The following is a 12,761-nucleotide window of genomic DNA, read 5'->3' as shown; positions in this document are numbered from 1 at the left end:
ATACGCGCATTCCGGAATTCATACCCTATGTTGGAACCGAAATTTGGGGGGTAAGTTGGCTGGCCGGCCGTTTTCCACAGCCCTTGTTCAAAAAAAGCGGAGGCCTTATTTGATTAGGCTGAACTACGCCACGATACTTTACGTAAGTTTGCCCAAAGCCCAATCACTTATGAAGTTCAGCGTCTCCTCTTCCGATTTGCAGAAGAAGCTCACCCTTGCCGGAGGAGCCATCAGTTCCAATCCCGTCCTACCGATCCTGGAAGATTTTCTCTTCAAGATTGAGGGTAGTACACTGACGATTGCGGCGACTGATCTGGAGACCAGCGTCATCACCAGCATCGAAGTCAATGCGGATGGTGACGGCACGGTGGCCGTTCCCGCCAAGATCCTGATCGATACACTTAAGGCCCTGCCCCAGCAGCCGATCACCTTCAGCGTGAACATGGATACTTTCGGCATCGAGATCACCAGTGCCTACGGTAAATACAAACTGGCGGGAGAGAACGGGGAGGACTACCCCGATATTCCTACCCCGGAGGAGGCGGATGAAGTAAGCCTCTCAGCCCTTGCCCTCTTAGAAGGCATCAACAAAACGCTATTCGCGACGAGCACCGATGAACTTCGCCCAGCCATGACGGGCGTGTTCTTCCAGGTAGATTTCTCCAAGCTGGTGATGGTAGCTACCGACGCCCACAAACTGGTGAAGTACGCCGTAAGCGACATCACGGGTGAGGTAACGAGCCAGTTCATCATTCCCAAGAAAGCCCTAAACCTGCTTAAGGGCGCTCTCCCGAGTACGGACGAGCAAGTACAGGTCAACTTCGACAAGGCCAACGCTTTCTTCACCTTCGGTGACACCAAGATGGCTTGCCGCCTAATCGATGCCCGCTACCCCGATTACAATGCGGTCATTCCGGTAGACAACCCGAACGAATTAATGATCAGCCGCTCCGACCTGCAGCAGAGCCTGAAGCGGATCGTGATCTACGCCAACAAGACGACTAACCAGGTTATCCTGAACATTGCCGATGGCAGCCTGACCGTCTCCGCGCAGGATTTAGACTTCAGCAATGAGGCTACTGAGCAACTCTCCTGCACCTACGATGGCGAGCCACTGACGATTGGTTTTAACGCCAAGTTCCTCGTAGAAATGCTGGGCGTGCTGGAGGGTGAAGAAGTTCGCCTGGAGATGTCCACCGCCACCCGGGCCGGTATCCTCGTCCCTACGGAGCAAAACGCGGGGCAGGACATTATGATGTTGGTGATGCCGGTGATGCTTTCTAACTAGATTTTAGAAGTTGGACTTTCGATTTTAGACGCGTGACAGCTGACGGCTAGCATTATGGCTTATTGTGCGCCTGCAGCACTCTTTCCAACCGTCAATCTCATTCCGTCGTAGCCGCATTCTACGCCCGTGGGTAATTCCGGGTTCACCTCCGCTACCCGGCCCATCCGGTGGCTGAAGTGGATGAGTACGTTATGGTCGGCGCCGATGTCCTTTATATAGGTTAGCGACTCCGCCAGGGAGAGGTGGCTGTGTGTTCCGCGCCGGTTCAGGCTGGAGATGACGACCGTTTTTGCCCCTTTACACCGCACCTGCGTCAGCGCCGTAAGCTCCTTTACGTCCGTCAGGTACACCAGGTCGTGCCAGCGCAGGCCAATGATGGGGAGCTTGCCGTGGGTAACCTCCAGGATTTCCACCGCCCCGGACCCGAAGGGGATAAAGTCGCCAAAATTCACCTCCCGCACGTCGAGGCGGGGAACGCCGGGGTAGTCCGTGAAGGCGTAGGCAAAGCGGCTTCTTATATCCTTAGCTACCCGCGGCAGACAGTAGACGGGCATGTCGATCCTTTGTTTGAAACAGAAGGGGCGGACGTCATCCAGGCCGGCCGTATGATCATTGTGCTCGTGGGTGAGGATAAGGCCCGCCAACTCTTGTACGCTCGCCCGTAGCATTTGAGTGCGGAAGTCCGGGCCGGCATCGATGGCCAAATGTTGGTCCCCTTCGGAGAGCAAAGCGCTGGTCCGCAACCGGGTGTCGCGGGGGTCAGCCGACCGGCAAACGGCGCAGTCGCACCCGATGACGGGTACGCCCTGGGAAGTGGCGGTGCCCAGCAGGGTTAAGTAACAATCAGTGATTGGGGAATGGATTGAGGATTATGACGGCAAAGTTACGCTAAAAACAGGCCAGTACCGCGGTAATTCCCCCACCTTGCATTTGGGCGTAACTAACTGATTTGTAAAGAAATAATGTAAAAAGATAGGCCACTGTGCGAAAGATTACGATATTTGCACCCCCTTAGAAATCAGCCCCCAACAACAACAAGATTTAGCATGAGAAAAGCAGATATCGTAGCCAACATCGCCGACACGACGGGCGTACCTAAAGTGGACGTGCTCGTCGCCCTCGAAGCCTTCTTTAAAGAAGTGAAGGGTAGCCTGGCGGACGGTGAGAATGTCTACATCCGTGGCTTCGGCTCCTTTGTCGTCAAGAAACGTGCTAAGAAAGTGGGTCGCCACATTCAGGAGAACCGCGCCATTGAAATCCCCGAGCACTACATCCCCTCTTTCAAGCCCGCCAAGATCTTCGTTGAGCAGGTGAAGGACAAGGTAACGGCCCTGCCGGAAGACCAGGAGTAAGCTCATAACCGGTCGCCCCGGCTACCCGCCAACCTTTAACCCCATGGGAAAAAGCCAGTACATCGCCATTGCCATCACCGCGCTCCTCACGCTGGTGACCTTTCAGTTTTGCAGCGTACAGCCACCCGATTTGGAAGAAGGTTTGGTAGCCCGCCCCTCGGCGTCTACCGGGTTGGAAAGTTTAATTCGGTCGGCGCGCGCCAGTCTGACTCCGGCCCAAATGGCGACGCTGGCCAGCCTCGAAGAGCGCCTCGAAACGCAGACGGACGACGGCAAACGACGGGAATTGCACGAGCAACTCGCTGGCGAGTGGTACCAGGCTGGCCACCCGGCCATCTCCGGAATCTACGCCCGCCGTATTGCGGATGATACCAACACGGGTGAGGCCTGGTCCATCGCTGCCACGACGTTCACCATCTGCCTCCGCCAGGAAGCAAGTGATGAAAAGACCCGCCAGTTCTGCGCCGAGCAGGCGGTGGAAGCCTACCAGGCAGCCATCAGTCTGGAGCCGGATAACGTGGACAACCGCATCAACCTTGCTCTCACCTATACGGATGCGCCCTCTTTAGCAAACCCGATGAAAGGCATCATGATGCTGCGGGACATTGAGAAGCAGTATCCAAAGGAAGTCCGGGTGTACACTACCCTCGCACAGCTGGCCATCAAGACCGGCCAGTTTGAAAAGGCCGCGCAACGCCTCGAAAAAGCGGTGGAACTCACTCCGGAAAACCCGGATGCCCTCTGCCCGCTGGCGCGCGTCTACGAAAACCTCGGGAATCCCGAAAAATCGGCTATCTTTGCGGCCCGTTGTACGGCAGTGCTCGAGCAGAGAACCGCTAAAAAGCAACAATAGCTACCCTCCGGGTGTACTATATACGTGCTTCGGCACTTCGTCAACCATTTTTCATCACCCTAAACGACTAACTATGCCGTGTGGAAAGAAGCGGAAGCGTCATAAGATTGCTACCCATAAGCGGAAAAAGCGTCTGCGCAAGAACCGCCACAAGAAGAAGAAATAAGTCTTAGCGACCTAAAGGGCCACACGTTCTCGTGCTAGCCCTTTTCTTCGTGAATGAATTAACTACCGATATCCGGCCGGCTTTGGGTTTATTCCCCGAGCCGGCCGCGAGTGGTAGTATGCCCTTCGCCCGTCAGACAACTGGCCCACTGATTCCTTATCGAAACGGAGTAAACGAACTCCTTATCAAATCCAAGTTTTTCGGACGTACGTCCCTCTAGGTTTAGGTTTTGCGCCCTTACGTTACCAATTAAGAACACCTACTACACTAACACGCAACACCAAGGCCAGATACGTCGGTCATTCAATTTTCACTTCTGCCACGGTAGCCCGAGCCCGATTTAGGTTCGCTACTCCATTCTCCAAGATCTTTACCCCGGTCAGGTTCCCTTCTAATTATGGACACCACGGCCTCGGTCAACTTCCCCCCAGTGCAGAGCTGAAAGCGATCAGATTGCCGTACCCCCGTCCATCCACCGCGTATCCGACTGAACGGATCACCCGCCAACTTAACGGGTGCCACTCGCGGACGCTGCCTTTTTCCCGTGGCCAGCATCGCCACGTATTCCGGGTTTGTATTCCGTTTCCATTTGATATCCAGGGCCACTAACGGCTGCGTTTGACCGTACTACCCGGTACACTCTAAATTATTTGGTTGAGCCCCCTTGCGCCGCTTCCGATCACTGCATCGCGAAGGGCCAAACGTGTTTTGGGTACCTACCCAACGCCGGACCCGCAAGAGACCGGGCCTTCCCCCTAAACGCTAACTGGCGTGGAAAAAGAAATGATAGTATCCTCCAGCGGCTCCGACGTTGAGGTTGCGCTGATCGAAAACGGTCGGCTCGTAGAGATACACAAACAAAAAGCGACCGACCAGTTCATGGTTGGTGACGTCTTCATCGGCAAGGTCAAGCGCGTCAGCGCCCCAATGAATGCCGCCTTCGTGGACATTGGCCACAAAAAGGATGCCTTCCTCCATTACACCGACCTGGGCCCACGCGTCCGCTCTCTCCAGAAATGGTACCGCGGTGCCGCTTCCAAGAAGCAGAAAACGGCACGGCTAGGTGATTTCCAAATGGAAAAGGAGATCGTGAAAACCGGTAAGATCGACGAAGTCCTGAAACGGAAGGACACCGTGATCACTCAGGTACTCAAGGAGCCCATCAGCACGAAGGGGCCCCGCCTGAGCTGTGAGATCACGATTCCCGGACGCTACATCGTCATCACGCCGTTTAACCAGACGGTCGCTGTTTCCAAAAAGATCAGCACGACGGAAGAACGGAAGCGTCTGCTCGTGTTGGTCGAATCTATTCGCCCACAAAACTTTGGGGTGATTGTCCGCACTGCCGCCGAGGGTAAGGGCGTAGGCGACCTACTCGAAGAGATCGAACTCCTCATGGCCAAGTGGGAAGAGATCTACGAAGCCGCCCAAACTGCACAAGCGCCCGCGAAATTGCTGAGCGAGGTGGACAAAACCACGGGCCTCCTCCGTGATTTGCTCACCCCGGACTTCACCAAGATTGTGGTGGACGACAAGGCGCTCTACGAATCTGCCCGCAAGTACGTCACCGACATCTCCGGGCCCCAGCGCGCCGGTATTGTCCAGTTACACAAGAGCAATAAGCCAATCTTTGACGTCAACGGCGTCACGAAGCAGATCAAGAGCAGTTTTGGCAAGACGGCTACCCTACCCTCCGGCGCCTACGTCGTCATCGAGCATACGGAAGCGATGCACACCATCGACGTCAACAGCGGCAACAAGATGCCGAGCCAGAACCAGGCGGAGGCCGTCTTCAAGGTCAATTCCGAATGCGCCGAAGAGATCGCCCGCCAGCTACGGCTACGGGACATCGGTGGCATCATCGTCATCGACTTCATCGACATGCGCGACGCCGAGCACCGCAAGCAACTGCTCGCCATCATGCGCAAGGCCATGAAGAACGACCGCGCTCAGCACACCGTGCTCGGCCTCAGCAAGTTCGGTCTGATGCAGATCACCCGCCAGCGGGTCCGCCCCGAGGTGAAGATCACCACCGCCGAGAAATGCCCCACTTGTGGCGGCACCGGCAAAGTCAACGCTACCCTCCTGCTGACGGATGACATCGAACGCGACCTCAACTTCATCATGGAGTCACGGCCCAAGGCCAAGCTGAAACTCAAGGTGCACCCCTTCATCGCCGCCTACCTCAAGCGTGGCATGCCGAGCACGCAGATGAAGTGGTACCTGAAGTATTACCGCTGGCTCAACATCGTGCAGGATAGTGACTTCCCGATCACGACGTTCAAGTTTTATGATGGGGATGATGAGGAGATTAAGCTGAAATGATTGGCGATTCTCGATTCTCGATTGGCGAGGACTGATTTAGCTACCGCACGGCTTTGTCGCACTGCGTGCTCCCGCAAGTGCTTCAGCGGTAGCGATCGCGAAACAGCAACGCAGTTATCAAAATTCGATTGACGATTTGCTGCGCAATACGTCGTACTCTCGATTCTCGATAAGTAAGGACTGATTTAGCTACCGTACGGCTTTGTCGCACTGCGTGCTCCCGCATTTGTCACAGCGGTAGCGGAGCGAAGCGACTGAACCAGCGGCAGCAAATCAAGAATCGCCAATCGAGAGCACGAAGTACTGCGCAGCAAATCGAGAATCGAGAATCCTCAGAGATATTCCAACAACAACCCCCTAAGCCGCTTCTCTGTAATCCCCCGCTCCAGCTCGCCGCCTTTGCTGAAGGAGATCTTGCCGGTCTCTTCGGAGACGATGAAGCAGACCACGTCGATCTTTTCCGTTACGCCGACGGCGGCGCGGTGGCGCAGGCCTACCGATTTAGGCAAGTCCTCATTTTCGGAGACGGGGAGGATGGCGCTGGCCCTGGTGATGCGCCGGTTTTCTATCACGACGGCGCCATCGTGCAGGGGGCTTTCTTTGTGGAAGATGCTCACCAGCAGTCCGTAACTGATGTCCGAATGCAGGGCCGTGCCGCCGGTGATGACCGTGGCCGGGTCAGCCTCCTGGGTGCAGACCAACAGGGCACCGGTTTTGCTGCGCGCCATCCGGAGAAACGCCCGGCTGATATCTTCCAGTTCGGGGGAGTTGGCGTGCACGTCTTCCTCCTTTCCGAGCAGGCGGCCCCAAACTGAATCCCGTTGCTTGAGGGTGTTCGTCCCCAGCAGCAGCAGGAAGCGGCGCACTTCCGGTTGGAAGATGATGATGAGACTGACGAAACCGATGTTGATGAACTGGGTCAGGATGCTACTCAGCAGGTCCATCCCGAGCGCCTGAAACACCTGGTAGCTCAGGAAGAGCAGGACCATCCCCACGAAAATATTCAGGGCAATACTTCCCTTCAGCAGCCGGTAAAGTTGGTACAGCAGTACCGCTACGATGAAGATGTCCAGGAAATCCCAGATATCCACCGGTAGGAAACCAATTTTGAAGAGGAGTGGTAGCACGGCCGCAAATATAGGCACGCGCGTGGCCGTATATTCGCCCCATGCTTTTCCGCCCTTCAACCAGTCGATCCTGTCTTCCCATCCTGCTTTGCGCGGGGATTTGGGCGCTGGCGCAGGTGCCAGGAAATGGGCAAGCATTACGGACGACGGCCACGGGCGAAAAGATCATCGTCCAACCGGATGGGTCCGCCCGCTACTTTAACGACGGGCAACCGGTGACGGGGGCAGCTGGAGACGATGCAGCCTATACCGTCCTCTCCGTCAACATCGAACCCCTCGGTGATGCCCTCACCCCGACGGAGGCGGACCTCCGCCACATCGCCGAACGCCGCCTCAACCTGGCGCGCACTGCATTATCCTTAGCCAGCACCCGCGCCAGCGCCGCAACGACCAACAGAGAACAACTGGAAAATGAAATGGACGCCGCCCGCCGGGCCGGTAACCTGACGGAGCTCTCCGCCCTCAGCCGCCGCTTCAATTTGGCCAAGGATTTGGAGATCAAGGCCCAGGACGACGAGGCCGACGCCCAGCAGCAAGTCGGCGTAATTGAAGGATTGTTAGAATCCGGCAAGTTCGTGAAAGCTTACAATGAAGACCGCCGCCGCACCGCCAAACGGCTGGAGTCCGTAGATCGACCCACCGGGCAGGACCGCACTCTATCCCTACTCTACCCCAAAGAAGCGGAGTTCACGGGCTACGGACCAGCCAAAGCAAGGGACGGAATCCGCGAGCCCCTCCCCTGCCGGCAAGTCCCCGCCCCCAAGGCAAGCAATGGAGCCCAACCCCAGACGCCGTTATTACCCTTCTTCAGCTTCACCGAAGAGAGCCTCCGTCCCTTTCTGGAAGGAAAAGAATACCTGACGGCCTCCGCGTACGTGAGTCGGGATCAGAACCAATCTGCATTTCTGCATTTGCAGTTTGGATTCAGCAATGCCGTAGCGCGAAATGCCTACGGGACACTGCCCCAGGGACCTTCACTTAGTATCCACTTTTTGGATGGCCGCAGCCTCGTCCTTTCAGGAGAACGGGAGAGTGTCGGCATCGTCAACCACCTCCAGCAAACCCTCAATTACGACGTCGACTACCCACTAAAGCGCAACGAGTTGAGTACGCTGCAGCGGGAAGCGATCGATTACGTTCGGGTATTTTGGGCCGGGGGGTACGAGGAATACCCCATCCTGCGGGTGGATGCGATTAAGCTACTGTGCCGCTGTTTATAGGCTAAAATAGAAGCCGGCTTATTGCGCTGACTACAAGCGAGCTACTCTTCCGTCGCCTCAGCGTCTGCTTCAGTCGTATCCTCCATGGCGTTGAGGCGTTCGAGGACGAGTGGGGTGATGTCCATCGCATCGGCGCCCATCAGCAGGCCGCTGCCGCCACCTTCGTTGAAGATCATGTCGTAACCTTTCTCGTCGCGCAGTTCGCGGAGGATGTCCTTCACCTTGATGCCGAATTCCGTCTGAAGCCGCATCTGGTCTTCCTGGATACTACCCAGCGCGATGTCCCGCTGCTGCATGATCTGCTGCTCCTTTTGGGCGATGCGCTGCTGTTCCGACTTGATCTTATTCGGCGTAAGGAGACCCTGTTGGGCCTGGTTTTGGAGTTTGCGCACTTCGTTTTCCAGGGCAACTACTTCCTTCTGGATATTCTCCTGTGCCGCGTTGGCGTTGGTTTCCAAGCGGTCGAGTTCGGTCGCCAGCGCGGTGTAGCCGTTCTGCAGGCTATCGAGGCGGATGAAGACCAGGTTGAGCCCCTGGTGGCTAGCTGCATCCGTGGTGGTAGATGCAGACGCTGCATTTTCTTGTGGCTGGCAGCTGGTGAGCGTGGCCAGAGTTACGAACAGCACGGCCGGCAACAGGGTGGATACGAAACGAGTCATAAGATTTCAAATTTGGGCCGCAAAGATACGCTTTATCAGCGTGGGCAAGTGCGAGCGTTTACCTTTGCGTTTCTTCATCCGTACCCCACAGTAAACCAACCCATGCAAAAAGAAAAGTGGCTCATCGTTGCCGCCTTTTTCACCACCTATTTTGTGTGGGGATCGACCTACCTGGCCAATTACTGGGCCATTGAAACTTTGCCCGTTTTCGGGATGGGCGGTGCCCGTTTTCTCACGGCCGGGGTACTGTTGTGGATCCTATCACTTTTCTTTGGGGACCGCGGCACGCCGACCCTGCGCCAGTTCCTTAACTGCGGTTTGATTGGGATACTTTTCCTGACGATGGGTACCGGTACGGTCGTCTGGGCCCAGCAATGGGTGCCTACCAGTACGACGGCGCTCATCATCGCTTTCGAGCCCCTGCTGGTGATGCTCATCATGTGGTTGGTCTTTACCGAGCGGCCCGGCCCGAAAGCGTTTATCGGTGCGGCCGTCAGCATCGGCGGGATGTTTCTGCTCATCAACCAACCGGCTACGCTGACGGGGGACGGCGCCTACAAGGGAATTCTCGGTATCCTTTTCGGGATGGGCTGCTGGGCCTTCGGCATGACGCTGACGCCGAAGCTGGACATGGGAAAAAATAAATTTCGGGCCACCTCCATGCAGATGCTGGTGGGTGGGGCCGTGCTACTCGCCTTCAGTTTTGCGGCGAATGACTGGGACGGCTTTGCGGTGGAGCAGGTAAGCCTGAAGTCCGCCCTGGCCTGGGTGTTCCTGGTGCTCTTTGGCGCGATTCTGGCTTTTTCCGCTTTCAATTTTTTGTTGTCGCGTGTCAGTCCGGATAAGGCGGCGACGAATACCTACGTCAATCCAGTCGTTGCCGTCGTGTTGGGTGCTTTGCTGAACGGGGAGGTCGTCACCAAGCAAACCATCCTGGCGGGGGTGGTGATGTTGGCGGGCGTATACTTTATTCAGACGGCTACGGGGAAGGCGGAGGTCCCCGACCCTTCTTCCGCGGAATAGGTCATTGTCCAAGACAAGATCACTAAAGAGGGCTTCTACTAATGTTCGTGAATTCGCATAGCCCTCTCCCACGGCCCCTCTCCAAAGGAGAGGGGAGACGTCACAGGCGTATCGTGGCTATTAGTGAAATATACGCAAGTCCTAGCCCATCCGCGCTTCGTAGTCCTGGTAGCTGAAGGAGCGCCGGTGGAGTTCCTCCCCATCGGCGTCGAGTAATACGATGTCTGGGTGAGGGACGCCGTTGAACATCGTCGTTTTCACAGTGGTGTAATGGGCCATGTCCTCAAAGATCAGGGTATCGCCGGGGCGGACAGGCTGGCGGAAGTAGTATTCAGCGAGGTAATCACCGGCGAGGCAGGACATCCCACCAAGTCGGTAAGCGTAGGGGTAAGTGGGGTCTTCCGTCGTGCTGGCGCCGCGGATCTCCGGGCGGTAGGGCATTTCCAGCGTATCGGGCATGTGGCAGGTGAAGCTCACGTCGAGCATCAGGGTTTGGGTGCCGTAGTTGTTCACGATGTCCAGCACGCGGGCGTTCAGCGTTCCCGTATTCCAGAGCATGGCGGAGCCCGGTTCCAGGATCACCTCCAGGTTCGGGTAGCGTTCGCGGAGTTGTCGAAGTGTCCGAACCAACTCATCCACATCGTAGCCGGCTTTCGTCATTAGGTGGCCGCCGCCGAGGTTGAGCCATTCCAACTGGCCGAGATAGTGGCCAAACTGGGCTTTGATCCTTTCAATCAGTGTAGCCGTTTGCGCTGCCGTAGATTCACAGAGAGTGTGGACGTGGAGACCCTTGAGCCCTGGAGGAGGCTTAGTCGGAAGATTGGGCAGGGTTTCACCGAGCCGGCCCCGGGGGGAAGCTGGGTTGTAAAGGTCCGTAGCGACGGGGCTGTATTCCGGGTTGACGCGAAGGCCTACGCTTACGGAGGAATCCTCCCACTGAGGACGGTAGCGTTCCAGTTCGGTCAGGCTGTTAAAAGTGAGGTGGCCCGCCAGCGAAAGGACCTGGTCGAATTCCTCCGGTACGTAAACCGGGGCGTAAACGTGGGGGGCCTTCCCGAAGTGCCGTTGGATGAGCGTCGCTTCGTTGAGGCTGGAGGCCGTTGCGCCAGTCAGGTATTCCGCGAAAATGGGGAAGGCGGGCCAGTAGGCGAAGGCCTTGAGGGCGAGGATGATCCGGACGTCGGCCGCGGCGGCTACGTCGGCGATCAGTTCCAGGTTTTTGCGGATCCGGTCTTCGTGGAGTTGGAATTCAGCCATTGAGATATAGTCTTTTGCCGGCAGCGTACCCTTGTTTATTCCCCATTCGCAAGGCACCTGCGGCAGCGCCCAAATTTACGGTGGTGCGCTTATTAGCTTTGCTAAAAATTTGTACCATGCCCATCACAACCAGAGACGCTGAATTGAAAGATTTGCCCGCCATCCACGCGCTGGTGGCGGAACTGGCGGAATACGTTGGCCACCTGCCAGATTTCACGGCTACGATCGCCGATTACGAAAGGGATTTTGCGGCGGGCTACTTCAAGGCCCTCGTAGCTACGGAGGAGGAAAAAGTAGTAGGCATGGCCCTGTACTACCTCACTTACAGCACCTGGAAGGGCCGCATGATCTACCTGGAGGACTTCGTACTGGACCCGGCCTACCGCCGCCGGGGCATCGGACAGCAACTCTGGGATGCACTATTGGAAGTGGGTAAGCGCCACGAATGCCGCCTTCTGAAGTGGCAGATCGCCGATACGAATACCGAAGCGCTGAAGTTTTACGCCGCCCAAAACGCAGAGATTGAAGATTGTTATTTGAACGGTAAACTGGCGATTAAATAGCACTCCCGCCGGGCAAACCTGGCGGGCTGGCGGTCCGTTCATGAGGTATAGAAATTCACCCAAATGCTCGGTGGCTCAGGCTGCGGGGAAAAGACCCAAGGATTAAACTGGCGGGCCATCCCAGATCGGCGGGCCGGAGTTATCTTTGCGTTAAGATCTAGAATAATTATGTCAGAAATCAAGCAAGCCGGTATCAAAGGCTACGTAATCCTGGGCGCATTCGTTGGCCTGATGCTCTTTACCATCCTGGTTGTTTACATCTACAAAGCGAACCAGGAGAACGTCCCGGCGGAGCCCCAACTCTACGGAGCGCTGCTGGACGGAGCACGGTCGCTGATGCGCGCGTAAGCCCCCTACCCCATGCCCGAGCCTGGCCCTTTATTTCGAATTCCCCTACTGTTTCTCCTGCTCTTTCTGGTCTCCGCCTGTATCAATGATCCGGCGGAAGTGGCGGAATTGCAGCAACGCTATGAGCCCAACGTTGAGGTGGCCTCCGGGGTGCGAATGATCTACAGCGACTCGGCCAAAGTGCGGGTGATCGTGACAGCCCCGACCATGCTGAATTACGTCGACCAGGCCAAAGCCCGGCAGGAATTTCCCGATGGCCTACACCTCACCTTCTTCGATGAATTGCAGGACACCAGCTCCACCCTCATCGCAAAATGGGGCGTGTACCACCAGCGAACCAGCAAGATCACCGTGCGGGACAGCGTCGTGTGGCAATCCGTAGATCAACAGCGTCTGGAGACCGAGGAGTTGAACTGGGACGAGAAGAGTGGCCGCATCCACACAAACAAATTCGTCGTGCTGCAGCAACCCGATTACCTGATCACGGGCTACGGGTTGGAAGCGGACCAGGCCTTCGAGAACGCTAAAGTGCTGGAGGTATCCGGCCGCATTCCCCTCAACCGACCGAAGGACCCATAAG

The 12,761-nt window shown here is 56.6% G+C and carries 13 protein-coding genes; 9 read left to right on the top strand and 4 right to left on the bottom strand.

All coding sequences use genetic code 11. The annotated features are described in order from the left end of the window. Window positions 1-169: 169 nt before the first annotated feature. Window positions 170-1,288: a DNA polymerase III subunit beta gene (gene dnaN, locus A3850_RS09405; protein WP_068215910.1), complete on the top strand. Its 1,119-nt coding sequence runs from the start codon at window positions 170-172 to the stop codon at window positions 1,286-1,288. Window positions 1,289-1,347: 59 nt separating this feature from the next. On the opposite strand, the gene A3850_RS09400 is transcribed toward dnaN, so the two are convergent. Then, on the bottom strand, window positions 1,348-2,031 hold the full coding sequence (locus A3850_RS09400) for an MBL fold metallo-hydrolase (RefSeq protein ID WP_197494025.1): 684 nt from the start codon (window positions 2,029-2,031) through the stop codon (window positions 1,348-1,350). A 303-nt stretch (window positions 2,032-2,334) separates the two neighbouring features. On the opposite strand from A3850_RS09400, the gene A3850_RS09395 reads away from it, so the two are divergent. The 3 genes from A3850_RS09395 (at window position 2,335) to A3850_RS09385 (ending at window position 5,984) form a co-directional block, all read left to right on the top strand. After that, complete coding sequence (locus A3850_RS09395) at window positions 2,335-2,640, top strand: HU family DNA-binding protein (protein ID WP_068215905.1); 306 nt, start codon at window positions 2,335-2,337, stop codon at window positions 2,638-2,640. 43 nt (window positions 2,641-2,683) lie between these two features. Further along, window positions 2,684-3,493 carry a tetratricopeptide repeat protein gene (locus A3850_RS09390; protein ID WP_068215904.1) on the top strand — a complete coding sequence of 270 codons (810 nt, stop codon included), beginning with the start codon at window positions 2,684-2,686 and terminating at the stop codon, window positions 3,491-3,493. A 949-nt stretch (window positions 3,494-4,442) separates the two neighbouring features. After that, window positions 4,443-5,984, top strand: a complete 1,542-nt coding sequence (locus A3850_RS09385; protein WP_231915302.1) for an Rne/Rng family ribonuclease — start codon at window positions 4,443-4,445, stop codon at window positions 5,982-5,984. A gap of 332 nt (window positions 5,985-6,316) precedes the next feature. Here A3850_RS09385 and cdaA read toward each other — a convergent pair whose 3' ends face one another. Beyond that, window positions 6,317-7,111: a diadenylate cyclase CdaA gene (gene cdaA / locus A3850_RS09380; RefSeq protein WP_068215902.1), complete on the bottom strand. Its 795-nt coding sequence runs from the start codon at window positions 7,109-7,111 to the stop codon at window positions 6,317-6,319. Window positions 7,112-7,152: 41 nt separating this feature from the next. Between cdaA and A3850_RS09375 the strand changes: the two genes are divergently transcribed. Beyond that, window positions 7,153-8,331: a hypothetical protein gene (locus A3850_RS09375; RefSeq protein ID WP_068215901.1), complete on the top strand. Its 1,179-nt coding sequence runs from the start codon at window positions 7,153-7,155 to the stop codon at window positions 8,329-8,331. Between the two features lie 41 nt (window positions 8,332-8,372). Here the strand turns inward: A3850_RS09375 and A3850_RS09370 are convergent, their stop codons facing one another. Then, window positions 8,373-8,990, bottom strand: a complete 618-nt coding sequence (locus tag A3850_RS09370) for an OmpH family outer membrane protein (RefSeq protein WP_068215899.1) — start codon at window positions 8,988-8,990, stop codon at window positions 8,373-8,375. 102 nt (window positions 8,991-9,092) lie between these two features. On the opposite strand from A3850_RS09370, the gene A3850_RS09365 reads away from it, so the two are divergent. Continuing rightward, a complete protein-coding gene (locus A3850_RS09365) occupies window positions 9,093-10,013 on the top strand; it encodes an EamA family transporter (RefSeq protein ID WP_068215897.1) in 921 nt (306 codons plus the stop codon). 141 nt (window positions 10,014-10,154) lie between these two features. Here the strand turns inward: A3850_RS09365 and nspC are convergent, their stop codons facing one another. Beyond that, window positions 10,155-11,270: a carboxynorspermidine decarboxylase gene (gene nspC, locus A3850_RS09360; protein ID WP_068215895.1), complete on the bottom strand. Its 1,116-nt coding sequence runs from the start codon at window positions 11,268-11,270 to the stop codon at window positions 10,155-10,157. 116 nt (window positions 11,271-11,386) lie between these two features. On the opposite strand from nspC, the gene A3850_RS09355 reads away from it, so the two are divergent. The 3 genes from A3850_RS09355 to lptC all read left to right on the top strand — a co-directional run bounded on the left by A3850_RS09355 (window position 11,387) and on the right by lptC (window position 12,760). After that, window positions 11,387-11,833: a GNAT family N-acetyltransferase gene (locus tag A3850_RS09355; protein ID WP_068215893.1), complete on the top strand. Its 447-nt coding sequence runs from the start codon at window positions 11,387-11,389 to the stop codon at window positions 11,831-11,833. Window positions 11,834-12,001: 168 nt separating this feature from the next. Continuing rightward, window positions 12,002-12,181 (top strand): hypothetical protein, encoded by a 180-nt coding sequence (locus A3850_RS09350; RefSeq protein WP_068215891.1) that lies wholly within the window; start codon window positions 12,002-12,004, stop codon window positions 12,179-12,181. Between the two features lie 12 nt (window positions 12,182-12,193). Continuing rightward, window positions 12,194-12,760: an LPS export ABC transporter periplasmic protein LptC gene (lptC, locus tag A3850_RS09345; RefSeq protein ID WP_068215889.1), complete on the top strand. Its 567-nt coding sequence runs from the start codon at window positions 12,194-12,196 to the stop codon at window positions 12,758-12,760. Window position 12,761: the final 1 nt, after the last annotated feature.

The organism is Lewinella sp. 4G2 (assembly GCF_001625015.1).
Classification (GTDB): domain Bacteria; phylum Bacteroidota; class Bacteroidia; order Chitinophagales; family Saprospiraceae; genus Neolewinella.
Note: the sequence above shows the minus strand (reverse complement) of the source record. Positions and strands in the feature narration are given on the sequence as shown.

Coding starts and splice junctions, on each gene's coding strand:
- lptC (WP_068215889.1), top strand. CDS start 12,194: ATGCCCGAGCCTGGCCCTTTATTTCGAATTCCCCTACTGTTTCTCCTG.
- A3850_RS09350 (WP_068215891.1), top strand. CDS start 12,002: ATGTCAGAAATCAAGCAAGCCGGTATCAAAGGCTACGTAATCCTGGGC.
- dnaN (WP_068215910.1), top strand. CDS start 170: ATGAAGTTCAGCGTCTCCTCTTCCGATTTGCAGAAGAAGCTCACCCTT.
- nspC (WP_068215895.1), bottom strand. CDS start 11,270: ATGGCTGAATTCCAACTCCACGAAGACCGGATCCGCAAAAACCTGGAA.
- A3850_RS09390 (WP_068215904.1), top strand. CDS start 2,684: ATGGGAAAAAGCCAGTACATCGCCATTGCCATCACCGCGCTCCTCACG.
- A3850_RS09365 (WP_068215897.1), top strand. CDS start 9,093: ATGCAAAAAGAAAAGTGGCTCATCGTTGCCGCCTTTTTCACCACCTAT.
- A3850_RS09355 (WP_068215893.1), top strand. CDS start 11,387: ATGCCCATCACAACCAGAGACGCTGAATTGAAAGATTTGCCCGCCATC.
- A3850_RS09395 (WP_068215905.1), top strand. CDS start 2,335: ATGAGAAAAGCAGATATCGTAGCCAACATCGCCGACACGACGGGCGTA.
- A3850_RS09385 (WP_231915302.1), top strand. CDS start 4,443: ATGATAGTATCCTCCAGCGGCTCCGACGTTGAGGTTGCGCTGATCGAA.
- A3850_RS09375 (WP_068215901.1), top strand. CDS start 7,153: ATGCTTTTCCGCCCTTCAACCAGTCGATCCTGTCTTCCCATCCTGCTT.
- A3850_RS09370 (WP_068215899.1), bottom strand. CDS start 8,990: ATGACTCGTTTCGTATCCACCCTGTTGCCGGCCGTGCTGTTCGTAACT.